This window comes from Paenibacillus sp. LRG-1, from assembly GCF_057220305.1.
The window spans coordinates 3,395,933-3,417,107 of sequence record NZ_CM170126.1; the positions used below are offsets into that span (position 1 = coordinate 3,395,933).

At 40.3% G+C, this 21,175-nt stretch carries 33 protein-coding genes; 5 read left to right on the forward strand and 28 right to left on the reverse strand.

Annotated features, from left to right (window positions below):
* Nucleotides 1–6 precede the first annotated feature (6 nt).
* From ACUUJN_RS14960 to ACUUJN_RS14985, 6 genes are all read right to left on the reverse strand, one after another.
* Nucleotides 7–1,428: a DEAD/DEAH box helicase family protein gene (locus ACUUJN_RS14960; RefSeq protein ID WP_484669760.1), complete on the reverse strand. Its 1,422-nt coding sequence runs from the start codon at nucleotides 1,426–1,428 to the stop codon at nucleotides 7–9.
* Nucleotides 1,349–2,188 (reverse strand): phage terminase small subunit, encoded by an 840-nt coding sequence (terS, locus tag ACUUJN_RS14965; protein WP_484668658.1) that lies wholly within the window; start codon nucleotides 2,186–2,188, stop codon nucleotides 1,349–1,351. The genes ACUUJN_RS14960 and terS overlap by 80 nt, the downstream gene beginning before the upstream one ends.
* 259 nt (nucleotides 2,189–2,447) lie before the next feature.
* Nucleotides 2,448–3,002 carry a site-specific integrase gene (locus ACUUJN_RS14970; RefSeq protein ID WP_484668659.1) on the reverse strand — a complete coding sequence of 185 codons (555 nt, stop codon included), beginning with the start codon at nucleotides 3,000–3,002 and terminating at the stop codon, nucleotides 2,448–2,450.
* 327 nt (nucleotides 3,003–3,329) lie between these two features.
* Entirely contained in the window at nucleotides 3,330–3,569 is a 240-nt protein-coding gene (locus ACUUJN_RS14975) for a hypothetical protein (protein ID WP_484668660.1), read from the reverse strand.
* A 510-nt stretch (nucleotides 3,570–4,079) separates the two neighbouring features.
* Nucleotides 4,080–4,334 carry a hypothetical protein gene (locus ACUUJN_RS14980; protein ID WP_484668661.1) on the reverse strand — a complete coding sequence of 85 codons (255 nt, stop codon included), beginning with the start codon at nucleotides 4,332–4,334 and terminating at the stop codon, nucleotides 4,080–4,082.
* A gap of 130 nt (nucleotides 4,335–4,464) precedes the next feature.
* Nucleotides 4,465–5,103 carry a hypothetical protein gene (locus tag ACUUJN_RS14985; protein ID WP_484668662.1) on the reverse strand — a complete coding sequence of 213 codons (639 nt, stop codon included), beginning with the start codon at nucleotides 5,101–5,103 and terminating at the stop codon, nucleotides 4,465–4,467.
* Nucleotides 5,104–5,239: 136 nt separating this feature from the next.
* Between ACUUJN_RS14985 and ACUUJN_RS14990 the strand changes: the two genes are divergently transcribed.
* A complete protein-coding gene (locus tag ACUUJN_RS14990; RefSeq protein WP_484668663.1) occupies nucleotides 5,240–5,557 on the forward strand; it encodes a hypothetical protein in 318 nt (105 codons plus the stop codon).
* A 180-nt stretch (nucleotides 5,558–5,737) separates the two neighbouring features.
* Here ACUUJN_RS14990 and ACUUJN_RS14995 read toward each other — a convergent pair whose 3' ends face one another.
* Together ACUUJN_RS14995 and ACUUJN_RS15000 are read right to left on the reverse strand one after the other, a co-directional pair.
* Nucleotides 5,738–6,103, reverse strand: coding sequence for a hypothetical protein (locus ACUUJN_RS14995; protein WP_484668664.1), 366 nt, complete (start codon nucleotides 6,101–6,103; stop codon nucleotides 5,738–5,740).
* Nucleotides 6,100–6,360, reverse strand: a complete 261-nt coding sequence (locus tag ACUUJN_RS15000; RefSeq protein WP_484668665.1) for a hypothetical protein — start codon at nucleotides 6,358–6,360, stop codon at nucleotides 6,100–6,102. The genes ACUUJN_RS14995 and ACUUJN_RS15000 overlap by 4 nt, the downstream gene beginning before the upstream one ends.
* Before the next feature lie 141 nt (nucleotides 6,361–6,501).
* On the opposite strand from ACUUJN_RS15000, the gene ACUUJN_RS15005 reads away from it, so the two are divergent.
* Nucleotides 6,502–6,705, forward strand: coding sequence for a hypothetical protein (locus ACUUJN_RS15005; protein ID WP_484668666.1), 204 nt, complete (start codon nucleotides 6,502–6,504; stop codon nucleotides 6,703–6,705).
* 55 nt (nucleotides 6,706–6,760) lie between these two features.
* Here the strand turns inward: ACUUJN_RS15005 and ACUUJN_RS15010 are convergent, their stop codons facing one another.
* The 6 genes from ACUUJN_RS15010 to ACUUJN_RS15035 all read right to left on the reverse strand — a co-directional run bounded on the left by ACUUJN_RS15010 (nucleotide 6,761) and on the right by ACUUJN_RS15035 (nucleotide 9,458).
* On the reverse strand, nucleotides 6,761–6,961 hold the full coding sequence (locus ACUUJN_RS15010; protein WP_484668667.1) for a hypothetical protein: 201 nt from the start codon (nucleotides 6,959–6,961) through the stop codon (nucleotides 6,761–6,763).
* A complete protein-coding gene (locus ACUUJN_RS15015) occupies nucleotides 6,954–7,256 on the reverse strand; it encodes a hypothetical protein (RefSeq protein WP_484668668.1) in 303 nt (100 codons plus the stop codon). Before ACUUJN_RS15015 ends, ACUUJN_RS15010 begins: the two co-directional genes overlap by 8 nt.
* A 59-nt stretch (nucleotides 7,257–7,315) precedes the next feature.
* Complete coding sequence (locus ACUUJN_RS15020; RefSeq protein ID WP_484668669.1) at nucleotides 7,316–7,693, reverse strand: hypothetical protein; 378 nt, start codon at nucleotides 7,691–7,693, stop codon at nucleotides 7,316–7,318.
* A gap of 65 nt (nucleotides 7,694–7,758) precedes the next feature.
* A complete protein-coding gene (locus tag ACUUJN_RS15025; RefSeq protein ID WP_484668670.1) occupies nucleotides 7,759–8,235 on the reverse strand; it encodes a hypothetical protein in 477 nt (158 codons plus the stop codon).
* 111 nt (nucleotides 8,236–8,346) lie between these two features.
* A complete protein-coding gene (locus ACUUJN_RS15030; RefSeq protein ID WP_484668671.1) occupies nucleotides 8,347–9,018 on the reverse strand; it encodes an HNH endonuclease in 672 nt (223 codons plus the stop codon).
* A gap of 251 nt (nucleotides 9,019–9,269) precedes the next feature.
* Nucleotides 9,270–9,458, reverse strand: coding sequence for a hypothetical protein (locus tag ACUUJN_RS15035; RefSeq protein ID WP_484668672.1), 189 nt, complete (start codon nucleotides 9,456–9,458; stop codon nucleotides 9,270–9,272).
* 270 nt (nucleotides 9,459–9,728) lie between these two features.
* Here ACUUJN_RS15035 and ACUUJN_RS15040 point away from each other — a divergent pair, with 270 nt between their 5' ends.
* A complete protein-coding gene (locus tag ACUUJN_RS15040; protein ID WP_484668673.1) occupies nucleotides 9,729–9,938 on the forward strand; it encodes a helix-turn-helix domain-containing protein in 210 nt (69 codons plus the stop codon).
* 29 nt (nucleotides 9,939–9,967) lie between these two features.
* On the opposite strand, the gene ACUUJN_RS15045 is transcribed toward ACUUJN_RS15040, so the two are convergent.
* The 14 genes from ACUUJN_RS15045 to ACUUJN_RS15110 all read right to left on the reverse strand — a co-directional run bounded on the left by ACUUJN_RS15045 (nucleotide 9,968) and on the right by ACUUJN_RS15110 (nucleotide 18,807).
* Nucleotides 9,968–10,195: a hypothetical protein gene (locus tag ACUUJN_RS15045; RefSeq protein WP_484668674.1), complete on the reverse strand. Its 228-nt coding sequence runs from the start codon at nucleotides 10,193–10,195 to the stop codon at nucleotides 9,968–9,970.
* Complete coding sequence (locus ACUUJN_RS15050; RefSeq protein WP_484668675.1) at nucleotides 10,192–10,506, reverse strand: hypothetical protein; 315 nt, start codon at nucleotides 10,504–10,506, stop codon at nucleotides 10,192–10,194. The genes ACUUJN_RS15045 and ACUUJN_RS15050 overlap by 4 nt, the downstream gene beginning before the upstream one ends.
* Complete coding sequence (locus tag ACUUJN_RS15055; RefSeq protein WP_484668676.1) at nucleotides 10,457–10,975, reverse strand: DUF1064 domain-containing protein; 519 nt, start codon at nucleotides 10,973–10,975, stop codon at nucleotides 10,457–10,459. The genes ACUUJN_RS15050 and ACUUJN_RS15055 overlap by 50 nt, the downstream gene beginning before the upstream one ends.
* Nucleotides 10,972–12,093: a DNA polymerase III subunit beta gene (gene dnaN / locus ACUUJN_RS15060; protein ID WP_484668677.1), complete on the reverse strand. Its 1,122-nt coding sequence runs from the start codon at nucleotides 12,091–12,093 to the stop codon at nucleotides 10,972–10,974. Before dnaN ends, ACUUJN_RS15055 begins: the two co-directional genes overlap by 4 nt.
* A 116-nt stretch (nucleotides 12,094–12,209) precedes the next feature.
* Nucleotides 12,210–13,166 (reverse strand): primosomal protein DnaI, encoded by a 957-nt coding sequence (gene dnaI / locus ACUUJN_RS15065; RefSeq protein WP_484668678.1) that lies wholly within the window; start codon nucleotides 13,164–13,166, stop codon nucleotides 12,210–12,212.
* Nucleotides 13,167–13,172: 6 nt separating this feature from the next.
* Complete coding sequence (locus ACUUJN_RS15070) at nucleotides 13,173–14,183, reverse strand: phage replisome organizer N-terminal domain-containing protein (protein WP_341062546.1); 1,011 nt, start codon at nucleotides 14,181–14,183, stop codon at nucleotides 13,173–13,175.
* Nucleotides 14,184–14,217: 34 nt separating this feature from the next.
* A complete protein-coding gene (locus ACUUJN_RS15075) occupies nucleotides 14,218–14,625 on the reverse strand; it encodes a hypothetical protein (RefSeq protein WP_484669761.1) in 408 nt (135 codons plus the stop codon).
* Between the two features lie 7 nt (nucleotides 14,626–14,632).
* Entirely contained in the window at nucleotides 14,633–15,793 is a 1,161-nt protein-coding gene (locus ACUUJN_RS15080) for a hypothetical protein (RefSeq protein ID WP_484668679.1), read from the reverse strand.
* A 60-nt stretch (nucleotides 15,794–15,853) separates the two neighbouring features.
* On the reverse strand, nucleotides 15,854–16,237 hold the full coding sequence (locus ACUUJN_RS15085; RefSeq protein ID WP_340958714.1) for a hypothetical protein: 384 nt from the start codon (nucleotides 16,235–16,237) through the stop codon (nucleotides 15,854–15,856).
* Between the two features lie 5 nt (nucleotides 16,238–16,242).
* Entirely contained in the window at nucleotides 16,243–16,602 is a 360-nt protein-coding gene (locus ACUUJN_RS15090; RefSeq protein ID WP_340958716.1) for a hypothetical protein, read from the reverse strand.
* Between the two features lie 105 nt (nucleotides 16,603–16,707).
* A complete protein-coding gene (locus ACUUJN_RS15095; protein ID WP_076264689.1) occupies nucleotides 16,708–17,139 on the reverse strand; it encodes an ORF6C domain-containing protein in 432 nt (143 codons plus the stop codon).
* Entirely contained in the window at nucleotides 17,136–18,257 is a 1,122-nt protein-coding gene (locus tag ACUUJN_RS15100) for a ParB N-terminal domain-containing protein (protein WP_484668680.1), read from the reverse strand. Before ACUUJN_RS15100 ends, ACUUJN_RS15095 begins: the two co-directional genes overlap by 4 nt.
* Nucleotides 18,248–18,565: a hypothetical protein gene (locus ACUUJN_RS15105; RefSeq protein WP_103048824.1), complete on the reverse strand. Its 318-nt coding sequence runs from the start codon at nucleotides 18,563–18,565 to the stop codon at nucleotides 18,248–18,250. Before ACUUJN_RS15105 ends, ACUUJN_RS15100 begins: the two co-directional genes overlap by 10 nt.
* Before the next feature lie 17 nt (nucleotides 18,566–18,582).
* Entirely contained in the window at nucleotides 18,583–18,807 is a 225-nt protein-coding gene (locus ACUUJN_RS15110) for a helix-turn-helix domain-containing protein (protein WP_103048823.1), read from the reverse strand.
* 199 nt (nucleotides 18,808–19,006) lie between these two features.
* On the opposite strand from ACUUJN_RS15110, the gene ACUUJN_RS15115 reads away from it, so the two are divergent.
* Nucleotides 19,007–19,795 (forward strand): helix-turn-helix domain-containing protein, encoded by a 789-nt coding sequence (locus tag ACUUJN_RS15115; protein ID WP_103048822.1) that lies wholly within the window; start codon nucleotides 19,007–19,009, stop codon nucleotides 19,793–19,795.
* A gap of 136 nt (nucleotides 19,796–19,931) precedes the next feature.
* Entirely contained in the window at nucleotides 19,932–21,110 is a 1,179-nt protein-coding gene (locus tag ACUUJN_RS15120) for a site-specific integrase (protein WP_340958721.1), read from the forward strand.
* Nucleotides 21,111–21,175: the final 65 nt, after the last annotated feature.

Consider the following 21,175-nt stretch of genomic DNA (forward strand, 5'->3'; position numbering starts at 1 on the left):
AATAATTTATCCAAAAGAAAAACCGCGTTTTTCCTCTATATTTGCAAATGCAAGAATAAAACCATCTGCCCTATCTGGTGACTGTAGGCCTCGTTTCTTCATATCCTCTTTACGTTCCAAGAATATCTTTCCATTACTACCCATCCGCCATTTTCGGGAAGTGAGCTGCGTTATAAGTTTCTCATCATCTGGCAATTGTAGTTCACCCGGCTTGCCAAGCACATAGTTACTCATATTGGCCTCAAGCATTTCTTTGACATGTCCCCACTGTTCAGCCCCTAGATTCCCATAATGACCGTCTTCCGCTGCTGATCCATTGTTAACTGGAATGATGGTGTAGCCTAGACTTTTCTCCTCATTAATCTCATTCAATCTATCTGTTACAGCTCCACCTATTCCGCTATCATCAATTCTTATTTCTACTTCATCCACTTCTGAATGTTCTGCCTTCACATCATCAACCAGGCGCAATACCCAGCCTGTAGTTGTCATAGTGTCCTGCTTGTGGTGGAAATGAGTCTTGACCACCTTACCGCCAATACGTGCGTACATAGTTGTCTCATCGTCGCCAAAACGTGCAACGTCAACGCCGACAAATAGCTTTGTTCCAGAAGGTTCAATTTTAACTTCATCTTTGGCAAATTCAGCAGCTTCAAGTGCGATAAATGTATCTGATTCTCCCCGCGGAAATTCACCCAACACCCGAACGCGCCAAACATCACTACCCTCACCGTATTTCGCCTTGAGCATTTCGATGTTTTCTTTACTGGTTCTAGGGCTGTCTAAGCATGAAACACGGTGTGTTCTGTATATTTCTCTGTCCCTATTATGAGAATCAAAAAAGAACCCGCTCGTTTTGGTCGGGTTCCCACACATAAAAAGCTTATTGTAATCTCCTGATAGCGTACCAAATATCGCCGCCATGATTCTGTCGTCTACACCGGATGCCTCATCCACAATGAATAACATATAGTCTTCATGAAACCCTTGCATATTCTCGGGTTTGGTGGCTGTACGTGCTGTTGCAAACCAGCGTTCCTCATAATTTTTCATATATATCTTAGTTTTAGTCCACTTGAGGATTCGTTTTAGAATTGGGCTTTGGGACTGCCATTTACTGATTTCCGCCCAAAGTACATCATTGAGCTGTTGTCTCGTTGGAGCTGTACAAACAACACGCGGAAACGGGAAACAGCATAAAAACCATAGTGAGATTGCCGCTTCAAGCGCCGTCTTGCCCACACCCTGACCGGATCTCACGGAAACAAAACGATGCTTTGCAATATCAGCCGATACGCTCTCTTGCCACTTATCAGGGCTGAAGTTCAGAATCTCTTTAAAAAATGTTTTAGGACTCTTTCGATACACCGGCATCCTCTTCTTGAATGCCGCCATCCGTTTCGTCAAGCTCTCCGCTTTCTTCGCCATCATTCATTACCGCCTCTACCCAATTATCTATAAGGTCTTCTTCTGAATCGCCTTTCCCGTTTTTCATTTCCTCAATCTGGAGCTGCGTCTTTTCAACTTGTGCTTGCATTTGGTCAAGTTTCAGACGGCGTTCATCTTCCTCATCCGCAATCGCCAGAAATTGCTTGATAGCACCACGCAATTCAGACATGGCTGTGGATTGAGCTTTCAAGTAGGTAGCGTAACGATCCCAAGAAAATTGAAATTCATATTCTTCCTTGATCGGTACTTGCTCAAGCTTTTTCTTCTTGGCAGTACCTGAATTGTGTACTTCATACTCGACTTTTTTAAGTTCTTTAATCATTTCCTGTTTATTTTCAACAAACATGATCCGCTGCGCCCAAATTATCGCTTGAAATTGAGTGGTAATATTGTACCAGATCATGTCTACTGGGTTCATTTCTTGGACAGCATCCATTATTTCAACGAATTCTGGGTTCTGTGGCATGAACTTACGAAAAAATCCGTGTGTAACAGCTTTGTCGTTTCCGTATGGGCCTCCAGTTCCTCCTTTATTTCCTTTTGCATTCTTATTGCCAGTTTGTCCGCCGCGCTTTCTTTTCTCCGGTATCTCATCCCATTTGTCCAATGCCTTCCATTTGCGAATACTGGAATCGCTGACACCAAGTTTCATCGCAATATCCTTTAATTTCATTTCGCGTCCACTGTCAATCCACATTTTCAGTGCCTTTTCCCTATTCGGGCTTCGTTCTCTACTCACTTCATTTTTCACCACCACCAAAGTATTCGAGTTGGTTTTAACGCGGATGCCTAAAATAAATTTAGCGCTCCACTTGCATTTATTTCTCATGTTGTTCTAACAGTTAGGAATGTAGCACTTATTCAACCAGATACTGTAAAACTAATTCACTATAATATATATTCTCGGTAACTCGTAAAACACTGAGATTGCTTGATGCTATTTGTTTTGTTGTCCTTTCCCCGTTTTGAATTCACGGTTACCCGATTGTAGAGAATTGCTACAACTCAAAATCCTTCAAAACATCGTCTAAAGTGTCCTGAAGGATGCCGACATAGCGTAAAGTCACCTTCTGCTCGGTGTGATTGAATAGATCCATTAGTAACGCTATATCCTTCGTTTCATTGTAAAAATAGTAACCAAAGGTCTTTTTCATGGAGTGGGTTCCAATTTCCTTTAAACCGAATTTTCGGGCAACACCATTTAACATCTTGTAAGCCATGCTGCTACTGATCGGCACGACCTCCGATCTCCTCTTTTTGTTCCTGCTCGGAAATAAATAATCGCTATCCAATTTACCGGATATATATGCATCAAGCTCTTTGCGAAGGTTTTTGCGAATAGGGATGTTCTTTCTTTTCTTCGTTTTCTTTTCTGTAATTACAATATGGCTTCCTTTGACTGAGCTGACTTTCAAGGGCAAAATATCCGATATCCGCAATCCTGTGTTGATTCCAACCAAAAACAAAATGTAGTCCCGTTCATTTTTTTCTTTCAAATATTGCTTAATGGCCTCCAGCTTTTTAGAATCGCGGATCGGCTGAACGTAGTTCACTGCATTTCGCTCCTTTCATGTTTGTTTGAACAGAGGATGGAAACATACATAATTGTTTAGTACCAGTCCAATCGCCCCAAACACATCCATTACATAAAGTGGGTTGACGTGGTGACCTAGCCAGAACAGGCGGGGGTCTCCGTGAAGACTTAATTGGCATATTACTTTCCTCCAATGCAAAAAGGCCGCTTTTCAGCGACCTGTTAATTTACGTTATTTTATGGATACAATATATCATTCTTTTGATCCGTTATTACTGCGGTTTTATCTTTGCTATTGTATGTAAGTTAAGCTAAGGAAAGGTTTCCTGAACAAATAAAAAAGCCACTATTCAGCAGCTTTCTCTTGTTTTTCTTTGTATTCTCTTCGATAGTCCACTCTAATGTTAAAAGATTTTTTATACCAATTTCGTCCAAAGAATTCCCAGTAGCCTTCTTGAATGTGATATTCACTTTTCATTTCTGTCCAATACAAATAATTCATACCAAGGGGGAACCATATAAACCATGTTAAAAATAACGGCACTACTAAATACAACATAAGTCCATACTTTATCTTCTGCTTCACTCAAATTCATCTCCTATATTGTTCCATACGATTGTATCGACATTAAGGATGCAGAATTTTATATAACAATACAGCCTTTCATCCAAAATTAAAAAGAGCAGCGATTTTACGCTGCTCCTATTGTAGTGATCGGTAATTTATAACATGCGGTTACCGCTAATCCGCCATGCCTGGAATAGGCTTTCAATGGACATCCTTCTTGCTCCGGGTTTATATTACACTCTGAGTCCTGTCTCCGATTTAGTTTTGAGTGCGCCCTAACCCTCCGTCATGCGCTTGCCGCTGCCGCTCCCTTATAAATGCGGTATGGTTCCCAACGGGAATTATTTCACAGCGATTACCGTCAATCGCTATAGTCCGTATTACGTGCGGAACAATCTGCCGCCCTTATTGATGGGGTATTATGACCCTCTTTACGGCTGTTCGAATTAGTTGTAGTTAGTTTCGATGTGGGCGAGGCATGTATCACGGCCTTGCGTCTATTCCGCCACCACATTTAAATCTTAACGATTACAGAAGTTGACCAGCTAGTACTTTAAGACCACTTGGTACAGCAATTTGTTTGCCATCATGTTCATTTCCGTTTACATAAGCTGTGTCTTTGTCCACATAGTAAACTACACCTTCACCGCCGATAATCGGGAAGCCGCTTTCGTCGTAATCCAGATTTGTACCCACATACTTGCCATGCTTAGCTGCTTCACCTTCCAATGGATGGAGATGGAGAATTTTTTCCTTGTCCAAGTAAGCGTAACTATGTGCCATGTTTATTGCCTCCTAGAATGATTTAATTTGTTCCTGAATAAAGTGTAAATCCTTTCTACTCCGCACCTACTACGGATTTGTCTTACCCTACATAACAAATAAAGACCGCAAAGGCTTAAGCCCTTACGGTCTAATTTACTTCTGGCATCCTCAGCCCCATTTCACCTTCTTTGTTTCGCCCCCGCCCATAGTCAATAACCACAAAATCCAAAGTCCGATTAATTTTAAGACTGTTTGCTATATTTACAATCGCTCGTCGTCGTTTATCTGCAAATGTCGTAGCTGAGATACCAGGCACATCTTTTCTGTATCCCTTCTCCATATACTGCTGGGCCTTGAGATATTTTTTTCCATCTATGAACAGCAGCTTGGCAGCAAGTCCCTCATGCGGATCTCTCATATTATTTATGGCGAAACGGATATTATTAGTGATGAATTGATAGAATTTATAATTTGTATGCCGTTTGTCCTTTAGTATTACAGCATTGGCTGTTACATCTGCCGTTAACTCCCGCCCTGACTCTCGTTTTGCAATTGCTCCCTCGGCGGAAAGTAACTCATACGCAGACATTCCGTTTTCAATCTGCTGGAGAGCAAACTCATAGTTTTTGATCACGTCGATCATATCAACATACTTACTAAGAAGCCACTTTGTTTTTCGAATATCTTCCTGCTCAATGTCCGAAAAAAAGTTTACTTGGATTATCTTTTGCGTATCAGTAGACTCATCTTCAAGACTATTTACTATACACATTTGATTGTCATTCATCGTTTATCATTCCTTTATATAATGTGATAATTTGGTGAAATCGTTATTTTTGGTAGTTAAATGTAAATAGAAACACTATAATAACCTTACACCATAGTTTGCACACGAAGATAAACAAACTAAGGAGGCTTTACTTTTGAAAAAATCTATTATTGCTTTTGCTGCTGGCGCAGTTCTTCTTGGGGCATTGTCTGTACCGTCTTTAGGTTTTGCAGAGCAAACCAAAACTTCAGCAAACATCTCTTCTCAAACATCAAATGCTCACCTAGAGAACTCAAAACGGGTCACTGGTATCAGAGGTGCGGCGGTCCCAGAGTTATTGAAAGTGTTGGCTCCACTTTCAATATGGTACAGACAAGGAGACTATGAAGGAGAAATTACTAGATATAGTTGGCGCCAAAAAAACAAAAATGAAGTATACCCATTATATCAAGGCTTTATTTATCACAGATAATAAAGTCAACCTTAAAGTAAGCACTTTTCTCATAAGTGCTTACTTTTTTTCATCGTTATTATCTGACTTATTTTATGCTCGCCTCGCTTGGATCTACTCTTTCTATCAACATATACCTATCTACTTGCACTACACCTATAAACAACAGTACAGCAGCTAATATAGTGGTATAAGCGTAAGTCATGGAGTCTCTCCTCCATCTTGTAGGAGAGACTCTTGTCCAGGTTGCACATGCGTTAATTTTCTGAGGTCACGAGCAATTCTCCGTGCCTGTTCTTCACATTCTTCATTCCCGAACATGGTCAAACATCCAATAGCATCAAGCAGCATGCTTTTTAGTTGGGATGTAACTGCATCCTTTTGTTGTATAAGGGATTCAGATTCCTTTTGAGTATCGACGAGTACCTTTATGTTTCTTTTCAATATTTCATTTTCGGTGTTCGAAAAATACAACCGTTTTTCTATATCATCTGCCCGCCTTTTTTCTTTTTCGGCTTCCAGTAACCAGTAATCCATTCGCTTTTCCCAGTCTGGTTTATCTGTCATTGTTGTTCCTCCCCATCCTCATCACCTTCATATTCATCATCCAAAGACTCTACATACTGTGTATGATCATCTTCCGAACCGCCTACATACTCGTCATTAATGTAATAGCTGTACGATGTGTATGGATGGGCTTTGACGCATTCCGTGCAGTATACTTCATCATTAATTTCATAATGTGCCGTTTCTGGCGGCAGGTCTGTTTTGCAGTTGTAGCAAACTCTTGCCTTAACGTTGCTATCGACAATATGGTGGGCCACTATCTGCCCCTGAATTGGTTTAATCATCACAAGTGTCGATTTAAAACTTCGTCTCTCATATTGTCTACAACTTCATTTAACATATTGTTAACCTCTATTAAATCTGATAGAATTAAATTCAAAAAATTAGGAGATAAAAAAATGGATTTGGTATTCGGATTTATTTTTATGGCTCTCGGACTTTATGGTGGATTCAGAGCTTTTGTAATTACTCGTAATCCAGAGGCAAAAAAGAGATATCCAAAAACAACATTAAGGGCTATAACTTTTTTTGCTTACTTTATATTTATCTCTTACGCATTAATTATTATTGTAGAAGGTATACAGTATCTCTCTCAGTTATGATTCATTTGGTAGTTGCAGGTATTCCCCATTTGGGGGTATGGGGGTAAAGAGGCTGCTATGCCTCAACCCTCTTCAAATACTCCGTAGCAAATCCGCCGCTGTGCCCTTCAAGCCGCACAACCTCCGAACCACACAAGTCCCAAGGCTCTGATTCTACTGTCCATACCTTATCCTTGTACTTCTCCTTACGGGCCTCATAGCAACCGTGCATTACAACCTGATCGCTTTTTTGTAGCTTATATGTCCGTTCATTCACCTTTACCGCCTCCTTGGGAAGCAGAACTACTTTGATAGGAATCAGGGATTTCAACCTTTACAGGCGGTCGATCATACACAGCCAGGATTAATCCTTTGCGGAAATATTCCAGATAAAAATGAGTTCGTATTATTTGACCTTCGCGTATAAACTCGAACTCTAAATAATCTCCTTTAATGTCAGTTATTGTCCCGGTTACATCTATTTCATCGCCGCCCTCGTCGTTCCCGGAAATACGTGCCAGCTTCCAACGCAAATTGGGGTTAAACGCCCACGACTGTACTGCTAATTCCATTATCATCGTCTCCTTTAAGGTATATAGGGGTATAGGGTAAGAGGCCAGAAGGCCCCTGTTTATGCGCTCGGTTGATCCAGTGTGTCAATAATTACTTTTGGTCCGTCTAACATCCAGTATTTTGTTGCATGGTCGCTTTTGAATGCTTCGTTAAGCACAGTCTGAATCCGGTCATAATGTTCTTTCTTCAAGCAATCAAACGCCCTGTCATCCCAATCTTCGTACATTTCGTCATACTGTGTTTCGATGTACTGACGGAGCATAGCCTTTGCGTCCGGATGCCAGCGATGTTCCTTAGCGACATACCATGTGTGCAGCAGCAGGTCTCCGTCCTCTTTTGCTTGTTCACGTAGTTGATCGGGCGTAAGTGTGTAGTATGCATCCTCATAGCCCAACATTGTTTCACTTGGCAACTCAGACAATTTCACGTTTTCCATTTCTAAATCGCTCCTTTGATATTTGTATTGGGTAGGGTAAGAGGCTGTTATGCCTCAGCCCTGACTTAGTGGAAATCTACGGCACCTCCATCCGCCGCCAGTTGGAAAGCTTCTTTCCACTCTTGATACTTCTCAATCCACCATTCTCCACGTTCAAAGGTGTCGGCATATTTCCTTGCTCGTTCTTCGTAGTCGGTAAAATCCTTTGCGAGTTTCGCAGAAACAACAGGACCAATAACGCCTTCGCAATCCGAAAATTCAATAAGTTCTTGAAAAGCATTTGCCTCAGCAAAATCAGATAGCATCTTTCTCCACAAGTTATATCCGCTGTAGCTACCAGCGCGGAAACCAAGACTTTCACCGTAGATATAGACGGTACCAAACTCTAATCCTTCCGCGCGACCAGGCCAGTGTCTTTCTGACCATTTCATACTCCCGTCTGTTTGCCATTGATTTTCGTAATCCTCAAGTTCGCCATCCTCATCTAATTTTGGATTTTCTACTTTGACCAATTTTTTGTACGCAGTAATATCCAATCCCATTGTTATCTCTCTCCCTTGATATATAGGTAGTAGGGGGTGTATCCCCCTGGAGGGCTGTTCCCTCCTTCTTATCCCCTGGGCCTGTCCTCTCTGCCCTTGGGGGCGGTTTATTTAATCTTCAAATCGCTCTCCGTAACCATAAGATGGAGCTGGTCTACTGTAGTTGTTCAAGGCATCGGATATCATATTTGTAAAAACAAGCATTTCTTTATCATCCATAGACTCTAGCAAACGCACTTCTTTAGCTTTCAAAGTTCTCCCTGTCGCTGAAGTAATCAGTTCAACGACTGGCTTTATGCTCTCCAAGCGTTCTTTTTTCTCGAATTCCACACGTTGCTGCACCGCCAGTTTACGGTTGTGCTCTTCCCAATCCTGTTCATCGAACCAAAAGTAATCGCCATATTTATCACGGAATGCCGATATCCAAAATTGAAGGAGTTCTTCATTTGTTTGTATCCGATCATGGCAAGGCCAGCAGAGCCGCAGTCCGTTTGTCTTGACTCCTCGCCCTTTTCTCCCACGCGGATAAACGTGATGAGTAGTCGTAGCTTCGGCGGCTTTGCAACATTCACAGATTCCGTTTGAATCAGCAATCAGTTCCGCAATTACATCCTTCGGGAATTCTCCACGCTCCTTGGTATTAGGCCGTGACTGGTGGTGAGAGAGAATATCTTTCTTCCATTCAGGAACAGGTTTTTTATCCTTTTTCCGTTGTCCAAGACTGCTGTAAGCCTTCTTTTGCTTTGGCTTTTTCTCCGGCTTCCAAAATGTTTGATGGGACATTCCCCTCGCCACCTTTCCGACAATTTAAATTCGTTTTTCCTTTGCTTATGCTTATATTTTGAGCCTAAACCACTACAGCTCCACTACGGATTTTAGAGGTTTGAGCAACCCCACTTCCTCTAAAACGGAATAATGTTTATATCTTTCTTACGTTGTTACACGCACTTTATTTATCGTATGTGCTGCGTAGAAGGCTACAGCCCGCTGTACCTCAATAGGCTCATCTTCGAGCTTGTTTAAGTCGAGCTTTTTCACAAGCCCCCCTCCCTTATGCGACGATTATATTTCTCTTGAAAATTATCCTTTATTTTAAGTGGTAAGGTATCAATAGCCTCATTCCATATGTTTAATAACTCACTGTTAAGTGAAGAGAACTTTTGTATATCCACGTAACGTTCCACCAATGCTGTAGTGAACTCATCCATTTCTTGTTCTGTCATACATCATGCCTCCATTACGTTTTTTGGTCCCATACAATGTTGCTCGTTCGGATACAGTGTAGAGCGTAGGAAAAGTTTCCTGAGTTGATCATTCGGCTAGTCTCAACCTCACCTGGAAATTTCCGCCATGCTGTAGATTGAATGTTATATTCCATATCGTATATCGAATTATGTTTCTTGACCTAATAATATACGATATCGAATATAGAGTCAATGCATGTTGCCAATAAATATTCGGTATCGTATAATTCGACTGAGAGGTGAAGCACATTGCTTAAAGTGAAACCCAATTTGACGTCTTTGTTAAAAAAGAAAGGTATCGTTCAAATGGAATTGTCTGAAATGACTGGAATTCCACAAGGTTCAATTAGTAGATTTGATAAAAATAGTCGCCATGAAGCCTGGCATTTATTTGCTATCGCTAAAGCGCTAGATGTTACGATTGAAGATTTGTTTATTGCTGAGGAGCAAGAGGATTAATTAAGAACCCTCTATGCTCCTTGTTTTTCCTAAATCGGATTAAGAAGTATTTCGAGCCGTATAACCTCTTTCTGAAGGTACTGAATTAAATCAGCTGCCTCCTCCAGCGCCATGAGCTTCCAATCATAGGCCATATCTGGTACCTGGTCTATTGTGGTTCCATACTTCTTGAGGCCTTTCTCATTTTGTTTGTCCAGCAATTCTATGATCCGTCGTGTTACTTCTGGACGTTCAATTTCATTTTGGGAGTGTTTCATTTTATCTCCTCCTCCGCTTCCGAAAGAATAAGCGCATTACCCTCAAACTTCATCTCCGCTTGATTTGAGTCACTTATTGGCCCCGAATGGTTATTAGCTTCCATGATGCGCACAATATCAGTGGCATATGGTTCGTCTGTGTTAACTACCAGATAAGTATTAAGTGGAGGCTTTCTGTCAAGAAGCCGCAGTTCCTGAATCTTCCATAGAATACGAGATAGATCACTTTTTTCACGTTCATCAAGGTATTTATTGATATCCTCATTTTTTAACACGGTGAATTTGACTTGCATTCCGGTCAGTTCTGGCATGTTTCATCTTCCCTTCTGCTTGTTTTAAAAGTTTATTGATAGCTCGTTTCCGATCCGCTTTTTCTTTCTTGAACTGCTTGATAGGAATGAATTCTCCTCGTTTTTTAGTGAGTACATCTATGCGTAAAGTCGGATATTTTATTTGGAATAATTTCAGTTTGACACGGAATGTTGATGTCTCTACACCTTTGATATCTATCACTTTCTGAGTATCGTCCAGTTCAGTCACCAGAAAATCAGCAATGTAAGTCACCTTTGGGCTTTCTTGCAAGACGTATTTGGGATGACAAACAAAATCCTTTATTTCCCCCTGCTGCTTCAGCAATAGCAATTCCTGATAGTACTCTCCTTCCATTTTGCTATCGAAGCGAATACCAGTTACATCAAGGTTATATTTCTTTACCAACCATTCTTCGAATAATGTTCCATCGGCTGTAACAATCACTTTTTTGGCATTGTATTTACTCATCTATCCAGCCACCCTATAAGGAAGAACAATGTAGAAACTAGACTCGTCACTCCGAAGAGTGAGAGGCTTAAAGAACCAGTGTACCCGAGTGTAATTACATCGTTTTCTAAGACCTTCAATGCATCCAACACATATTTTGCATTCAACGTCAGGTTGAAATTTTCTCCGTTGAAACTGATTGGTGTTATGCTTTCTGTTGCTTTGCCCGTTTCCTTCCCCTTACCTCGAATGTTAATTTCTCTTTCTGAAACAGAGAATGTGACAGCGTTATTTTTTTCTTCTTTCGCCAAGGTGAAAATAAGCTCCAATGATTCGATCAGTTCTTTCCGGTTCACCGTTATTTCGGTAACTGCTTTAATAGCCATTGCATGAGTTGTATCAGGATAAATCCCTTCCAGAACACGAGAATAAAATATAAACCTTTCTGTTCGTGCGAACGCATATATTACATCTCCGCCAAAAGACTTGGAAAAACCGAATTCTACTTCATCGTTGTCATTAACGATCTTTTGTAATTCAAGTATTCCTCTGGCTTCAATAACGGCCGTGCCGATATTTCCAATATCAAATTCTCTCTCAGCATGGGCCAATCTGTGTCGGTTCGTTGCCACCATTTGAATTTTCCCGGTCTGAAGGATAACATTTACCCCTGTAATGATAGGCAGTGATTTTCCGTCTATATCAGCCGCGAAAACTGTCTTTTTGATCAAATTTTTTAAGTCTTTTCCCTTAATCACAACAAACTCATTTTCATTTATCTCTGGAGGAGCAGGATATTCTTCTGGAGGCATTCCAGTAATCTCAATCTCCTTATTTCGTGACTTTATGGTGACTTGATTCCCATTTTTGACTTGCAGTTCTATTTTCCCATTGATCTTCTGGAGAATATCCAATAGAACTTTGGGCAGCGCCGCGGAACCAGTCTCTTTGATGTCTATGTTTTCTTCGACAAAAGATTGAATTGTTGCTCGGTCATCGGTACCAGTAACCGTAAGCCTGTCCTCCGTTGCTTCGATTAAAAAGCAGCTCAGTATAGGGATTATAACTTTTGTTGAAATTGCCTTGCTGGCATCTTCTAAAGCCTCAGCTAATAGAGAACTGTCCACTACTATATTCATAAGGTTTGATCTCCTTTTTCGCATTAGGATTGCACTCCGGGCAAGGTCCCAGCATTACAATTGAGCCTTTGAACTGATATGCTACCTTACTGCCGCTGCAAGTTCTACACATACCCTTAATCCCTCCGTCTATTTCTACCACCCACCGGCAGTATCTTTACAAATGGTTCTATTCGCTCAAAGATCCGGGCCGCTTTTTTGTCATTCTGTTTCTTTTCGCTCGGCTTGCTGTCTTTCACATTCACCAAATGCTGTTTCAGCTCACTCATGGTTAAATTCGATGTGTAGATCGTCGTTAGGCGTTCCATACGTCGCTGAAGTATCGGTCCCAGGACTTCATCCCTTGTCCAAGTCGTTAATGACTCGGCCCCAATATCATCCAATATTAAGACAGGAACTGTCCTCAAAGCATCAAGCTTACTTTCAACAGTTTCTGTCTTTGAACCAATCGCATCCTTGACCTCCAGTAGGAAATCAGGAACATAGACCATCAGTACGCTTACGTCACGCTTAGCCAACTCTTGGGCAATGGCTCCAACAATCCGACTTTTGCCTACACCCATTTGACCGTAAAAGTACAAACCTTTTGTTGTTTCACCTGGTACAAACTCATCACAGAAGCTTATTGCCGCCGCAATTGCAGATATCCGCTGTTGGTCGGGTTCAATGTCTTCGAAGGTTGCATTCAGGATGTGATCCGGGATGTAATGACTCTTGATCCTTTGACCTATTCCTTGTTCCCTTTCGTGAGCAAGCAGCAATGGACATTTTCGAAGTCGGAATACCAGTTCGTCAGCTTTAGTCGGGTTAGATTCAGCAACGCTCGTATGCCCCTTCTGCTCATTCTGACAAGCTTGTAACCCAGGGCATACGCTGCATTTGTCGCAATATGACAGATGCTGTGACAGGTCTCTATACCGTTTTGGTTCGGTTAGATCCTCGGTTCGATCAGGAAATTCGCTTTTTAATCGCTGAACCTCAGGATGGTTTGCTAGACGTCCCAGCACCGCAGCCTGTCTCTTGGCAAAACCTGCGGGTATTAATGCCTTTAGCTCTTTGCCGAAACTCTCCATACGGCATCAACCTCCCTGTTTAGCCCTTAGTTTTGCAAGCATGCTTTGAATGTCCGACTCGGTGTATTCGCTTGGCGGCACATCTATTTGTGACTCAGGTTTATAAGGCAAAGGACTTTCGGCCCTCTCCCCCTTACCAACATCTTCACGTAAGGCGTGTAAGGAGAAAATAATAGTCGCACAATAACTCAGACTCCGTATCCCATCGCGCTTATGCTTAGGTTTAAATTTGTCAAAGGATTGATCAATTCCGTCCAAAGCGGTTTGAAGCGGTACACCAGCAGTCAGCAATTCATCAATGCTCGTTTCGTCGGCTGCTGTAATGTCTAATCCTTTCCCCCTGCGCTGTAGGTACTTGTTGGCAAGGGTGTTGCGATAATCAATATCCGAAGATGATACTTCATTCTGTCCAGAGTCGGCATCTGTTTCAGGATTGACAGGAACGGCATCCTGTCGGGTGAACGGTATCCCCTCATCTTCGGATTTGATTTCAGTCTCGGGCGTTAAACAACAACTTTCTTTTTCTAGTTCTAAATCTAATTCTTTATCTGTTTCGTTACCGACCGTTACTGTAACGTTACCAGTAACGTTTCCTGTAACATGAGGATCATTTCCACCTGAATCAAGCTGCTTTTGCTTGTTCCGGTAATTTCGAACCCTCTTTTTAGTTTGTTCCCTGACCTTATCCATTCCATCTACATTCTGATGTTTCTCCCAGTTAGGCAGAAAGAAAGCTCCTTGCTCAGAAACTTCCAGCATCCCGAATCTTTCGAAGATGGATAGAGCCATTTTTATAACCGGCAGCGGCCTTTTGATCACTGAAATCAACATGTCCTCTGTATATGGAATAGTTTCGGTCAGCATGATGTAACCGCCCATATTTGATCTTCCTGTCATAGTCATTAGCTTGAGCCATATAACAATGATCGTGTCAGCTTCCGGCATATCTTCGATGATTTTAATTTTTTCGTCGTCAAACATGCCAGTACTGAGCTTGATCCATTTTATTTCTGCCATGTTTCAACCTCTTCTCAGCTTTTGAATCATAAACCTACCTGTTTGCGCTGGAGTTGTTTCCAAACTCCGCCAGTAACACCTTTAGGCTGTATTTTAAAGAGTTTATTACCTGGTCATTACTTTCTACAGCGTTACTCCTGCGAACCTTATCAGCTTCTGCATCCGCTTCTTGGTTGCGAAGTTTGATTACCGCCAACTCCGCTCGCTGCTCCCTAAGATTCTCTGCTGCAATATACGCTTCAGCATAAACACGTTTCCTCTCAGCATATTTCTTCTTATAATCCCTTACGGCCTCAGCTGCCTTGCGCCCCAGGAGAATCTGGACTTCGGTCAGCAATTCAATCTTACGTGCCAGTGTAGCAGGGTAATCATGGCTGCATTGATCCGCAAGACTATAAAGCTCTCCGAGCGTATATTGTTTTTGTAGAGACAATGCAGCCACTCCTTTTTTATACATGCGCTCCTATATGGAGTAATCGTTCTCTAACCTCAGGCCAAAGATATGCTTGTCCACCTTCGCCGTTTCGATCTTTGCAAAACCACCGGGAGACTGTTGGCTTACCATACGTGACATAATCTCGCAAGTTTTCTACCCAACCAGACTCTGTACCAGACATCTGTTGAGGCATAGGATACAAAGGAATAGATTTAGGCGGATCGTATTTCTTCTCTCCCATCCTCATGCCGAGAAAATAAGGATTTCCTTCTGTCTCAACAAGACCGAGCCGCTTCGTTTCCTTGATGAACAATTGGAATTTTCGTGATACCCATCCGATTTCATAGAGGTATCCAAGTATAGCGTTAGCGAATTGGATTCTGCCTTCCCTGCCAGCCTGTTTTGCTTTTCGTTTCCAATCTTTCAATTGTCCTTCTGTAGGAACAGATCTTGATTTAGGGTTGTTATGCCCTGATCTCCGAATCAACTTCTTGATTGCATTTTCAGGAACAGTGTCTAGGTCAAACAGTTCAAAAGCAGCCAAATTGGTGTAATGATCTTTGTTTACAATCACCCACCACATGTTATTAATGTTGTGGTAGACAGTCCCGCGCATCAGCGTTCCTTTTCTATCCCTGAAATACTTCACTTCTCCGTTATTAATCCGTATCCCATCTTTATCAAGAGCGTTGTAATCAGGAAGATTTTCTGAACTCCAGTGTCTGCTTGGCGAATTAAGCTCATGGAATACCTTATCGTATGACGTTTTTAGTACTGGTTCAGAGTCACAAGTAAATCCTTCCTCCAGTAAAAATTGTTCCATATATCTGACTTCAACTAGAAACCGCTTTTGAAGTAGATAAGGCATCTTTTCAAATTTGTTAAAGTCATATCTACCGCCGTTTGGGTTCTCTACATTAATTTCTTGATAGAATTCAAGTTTTGCACCACAATTATATTTTTCACCAACAAACAGAAGTTCTCCCTTGTTGCCAGCAAAACGATCCTTCGAAAGGATTGGATAGTCACGGTCTATTCGTGGATCTGATCCAACGACAAAACCTCTATTTCTCATCATGTCTAACATCCGTAAAAAGGTAGGATGAGATATTTCTTTATCGCCTCTTACAGCTATGCTTGTATTCCAAATGCTAAAATCCTTGTCTCCTCTCACAAGACAGGCCTCCTATTTTCATTTTCAAAATCTTGTGTTATACTTCCGTTGAATTGTTTATTAAATGATCGTGTTGGTAGCACGATCGTTTGTCAGGGCTTCTCTGTCTTTTCTTTTGCGGTATAACTTACGGCAATAGTAATTACAGAAAAGTCCTTCTTCGTTTGGAGCAGGGTGTTTCTGACCATCGAATACCTCTTTCCCACAATGATTGCAGCAGCCTATTCCTTTACCGGATATCTTGTATCCTGACGGCTTAGGAGATTCTAGTCCTTCATATTCTTCGTTTTTAAATTGCTCAAGTTCACTTAATTCGGCAGTAAGCAAGCCTATTTGAGCATGAATTTCGTCAGTCGATAATCCGAATTTGACAGCATCAATACTGTCCTCGTATAGCTCCCTTAATTGTGCTCTAAGCACCCTAGATTGTTTATGCTCGTCCAACTCTCTCAGCTCCATATCTCCGCTTCAAGTTCGGATATTCTAGTTTTTAATCGCCTTTCTTGTTCCTTCAAAGGCTTCATCCTCTGGATACAAACATGATTAGGCCATGGACTATCTGTAATAGCATATTGAGTTTTATAAATGGCCTGAAGCTTTTGTTCAGTAAGTTCTTTTTCCTTTTGAAGAGAGATCTTTTTCTTATCCTGCTCTGTCAGCTCTAGCATCTCAATATCTACTGAATGTTGACAATTTAACCAGCGATACATGAGTAATACTGCGGCTATAAGTGAGTCTGCTGGTTGATCTAATGTAAATTTGAATCCTTCATCATCCACGATTGGAATAGAGTAAATCTTGCTGCTCATTTTGACTTGTCCTTACGCCGGATGTTACGAACGATAATGGCATGCTGTAATTCATTTTCGAACCAGATACGAGCCAATTCCGGTAGAGTCATAATCCTTCACCTCTTAGATATAGTCTTCTGGACGAAACTCTTTAACGAAGTAAATGGAATCATCAAAATCTATGCGCCGGATGTGACTGTACTTTGCAACTGAGAACAAAACTTTCAGCTTACTCCAAATCATGCGGCGATATTTCCCGACCGTTTCGTTAAATTTTCCATCCGTCTCCTTGTAACGATCTTTTGTGAGAGTAATGGACCTGATTCTTACTGCATCCTGTAACTGATAGCATTCAGCATCTGTAAGCGTCACGCTATCCCGAACCTCTTGAACCATCATCTGAACTTCTTCCACTTTTTCAGTAACATCCAAATGCATTTGCTTAATACCGTCCACAAGACCACGAATCGCCATGCCTTGAGCCTCAGTTAGTTGCATTTGCTTTTCAACTACAGACAAGAAATCTGGCTGTTGATTAGGATTAATTAGCGTCATTTTTCTACCACCTTTCTGCTGTTTACAGCTGGACGAATCTGTTCGATAAAGGCTTCCAACATGTCCAAACTTTCAGACAACCGTTTCTTTTCAGAGCTACTTGCACTGCCTATTGCACCCAACATGAATGAAGTAATTCCAACCTTTTGCAGAAACTGTTTCACATGGATACTCACTTGGATCGTATTACTGTCCGCTTCAAAGCGAAGCTTCTTCATTTGAGCAGCAGCCTCCTGTTCGTTGAAGTCGTCTGGCTGCTGGAGTTTGATAGTCTCAAGTTCTTCTTTAGCTCTTTGGTAGCCACTCTTCAATTGTTCAACTTTTAAACGTTCTTTTTCCAAATCGTCATTGAGTTTGTTTTTCCAATATTCATCGCGTTGCTTGAGCTGCGCTTCTGCCTCTTTTTCCTTTTGACGAATGAAAATGCCTGTTTCTTCCTCGTGACGCTCTACAGCCGCAGATACGGCATCCTCAAGTTGATCCGCAGGAATGGCATCTTTGTACTGTCTTTGTAACTCAAGCTTGTCCCGCTCTGCCTGCTCTGCTCTTTCCTCTGCCTCACGCACAGCAGCTTCGAGCCTAGCTTTGGTTTCTACAAATGCCTTGTGAGTGCTAATCAAGCCTTCATCAAGCTGCTGAATGATTTCAGGAGTAGCATTTTCCGCAATAAACTTCGCTTTGTCGTACTGCCTGCCAGAGCCAAAGCCTGCCTGATCCGCTACAATATCCCGAACTTGTCCGGTAGGTTGGTCAGGAAAATTTTCCGTACCTTCAGCCATGCGCTCTTTGGCCTTCAAGCGTTCGACCTCTTCAAGTCGCCGCGCCCATTCTACTCGCTCGGAAAAAGTGAACTCCTTACGATGTTCATTCTCGGAAATCTCAAGCTGAAGTTGATGCTCAAAATCCTTGATTTCTATAACTCTTACCGTCACTTCTGAGCGTCCAAGGAACTGGTGCGCTCTCAACCGCCGCTCTCCAGCAATCAACTGATAATCCGGTGTTACTACAATAGGGTTAATGAGTCCATTCTGTTTAATATCTCGAGCCAGTTCTTCTATCCCGCCAAAATCCTTACGGATTCGATTACTGACTTTGATCATGTTTATATCTATTTGCAAGTTTTTTCTCCTTTCTTTAATGAGTTATCTTTAAGAGTGGAAGAATTATCGTTGATCCAAGTGAAAACATGATCTCTTGGATATCTTGCTCTTATTTGCTTGAACTTCGGAAATGTTGGAATATCTACAATTTTATTCACTGCCGAAAGCTCAACTTGTAGAATTTCTTTAAGGTTATTTTTGGTGAGCAATGTGGGGAAGCTGTATTTTTTTCTTCCTTCTTCCACTCCTAACTCATAAGCCTTCTTAACAAGTTCCTGTACATACTTATCGATCTCAGGAATATGAACATTCATTGTCGTTTCCATTTAATCATTCCTTCTCATTATTGTTTTTCTAAATGTCCAGCTCTTATCATTAAATCTTCATAACTTAAGTCCAAAGCGTATGAAAATTTTTTTATTGTATCTGGTTTAGGCGTTCCTCTCTTTCCAGTTTCAATTCTTGAAATTTGAGCAATACTAATTCCAGATAATTCTGACAACTCAATTAGGTTTAGACCTTTCTTTTTTCTGCGGTTTTTTAAATACACACCTAAAGTATTGGTCATTGAAAAGCCCCTCTCTTTCCCTACAGGCAAATAATACTACTTATTTTCCTTTTGGTAAAATTTATTTATCGCCGTTTTCCAGTATAAAATTAGCTAATACGCTTAATTTCAACTGTTTCCTTAATAATCCTAACTAAATATTTACCTCTAGGTAAAATGATGTTATTATGTTACCAATAAGAAAAAAGGTGGAGTTGTAGTGTCAAACGAACTTGGCATTTGGATTAAGCATGTACGTGATAGCAAGGGGCTAACATTAACGGATGTTTCAAAAATATCGGGGATAAGTATCGCCCAATTGTCAAGAATTGAGACGGGTAAACGAAATGTACCAAAACCTGATACGTTAAAGAAAATTTCTTCAGCTTTAGATATATCCTTTAATGAATTAATGATAATTGCTGGACACATCGACGTGAATGATGATGATGTATTAATCAAGATTGATGATCATGATTCGAATCTTTACCTTGACGAAAAAATTAAACAGGTAGCACGTTTACTTGTAGATGAAAACGGTAATTTTTTATCATTCCTTCATAAAGAATTGTATACAATTTTTAGTTCGATTGAGATTAATGATGAAACTAGCGCTTTTTACGAATTATATAAGAAAGGTTTAGTTGAATATGAAAACGATCCTGACACTCTTATAGAACTCACTCAAGATACTTTTAATTTAGTGTGCAACTTCGCTATTCTGAAAGATGTTATTTTAGAAAAATTAAATTTCGAACAAAAAGAATCGATTTTAAATGAGTTAACAAAGATATCTAAACGACATAATTTATCGAAATCTTCAAACTCAATTGAAGATGCTGCCAAGAAAATTTCATTAAACGATACTAAAGATTTAGAAAAATTCCTTAATCAACCTGAAATAAAGTTTAACGGAAAGTTAATAACAAATGAGTTGAAACAACGAATCTTAGGATATGCTGAAGCATTAATTGACCAAGAGAAAAAAGACCTCAAAAATGATTTCTAACGTTAAACAAAAAATCACTTCTACTTTTTAGGTTTATAGCTGAAAAGCTATTTCCTATACAAATAAAACCGAACATACATTCTAGAAAGGAGGATATATGGTTATTTTCTCAATCTATTAAGAGGAGAGTTTTAGTATGGCATCGTTTAAAAAATACAAAACAAAGACAAAAGGAACACTCTGGATGTTTAAAATTGATACCGGAGTCGATCCCAAAACAGGGAAGAGGACAAATACAACACGAAGAGGATTTGCTTCTAAATCCGAAGCTAAGTTGGCCGCTGATGAATTAGAGGTTCATTTACAAGATGGAACATTGATAAATGAGAGTAAAAACATTTTAATTAGTACATTTCTTGAAGACTGGGTAGAAATATATAAGAGAAAGACTGTAAGAAATAACACTTATAAACAACATAAAAATAATATAAAAAACCATCTAGTTCCAAACTTAGGATTCGAAAAAGTCACTAAATTAACCAATGCTCAATATCAAAATTTCATTAATGAAATGATTTCAAAACGTAGTAAAAGAACTGTTGAGATTATTCATACAACCATGTTGAGTGCTATGTATAAAGCTGTGGAATTAGAAGTAATTAAAAAAAATCCTTGTTCCAAAATTACTATACCTGATCCAAATATCAATAAACTTAAATCACCTGATACTTTGAAATACCTTACGAAAAAAGAAGTGTTTGATTTTTTAAATGCTGCCTTTGTAGACAATTGGAAATACTACATTTTTTTCAAAACTCTGATTGAAACTGGTCTAAGGAAGGGGGAAGCTCTCGCTTTGCAAAGAGATGATGTAAACATTGATGAAAAAAGGATTATAGTAAACAAAACATTAGTATATGATGAAATGAAATATGAAAATATTTTTTCTCCACCAAAAACAAACGCTTCAAACAGAAAAATCCTTATAACGGAAAATTTATCAAGAGAGCTGAAAAGCCACATAGTAAAACAAAAAGAAGACGAATTGCAACTTGATCAAGTAGACAGGAATGATTTTGGATTAGTTTTTAATCGGGGCGACGGACTACCATTTGCGAAATCAACTTTGCAACGGGCTTTTAAAAGGATATGCAAAAACGCAGGCATAGATAAGAGCATCACAATCCATGGACTAAGACATACTCACGCTGTTCTGATGCTGGAATCGGGAGCTAGTATGAAAGAGGTCCAAGAAAGATTAGGTCATGCATCTATAGAAGTCACTGCCGACATTTATGCTCATATTACTGAATTTATTGAGGTACGTAGCATAGATAATTATGCAGCTTATATGAACTATCCCCAAATCAATTAGTCGCGGTCAAAATCGCGGTCAAAGTAGAAAAGCCACTTACCCTTGAACTAAAAAGAAAAACCCTG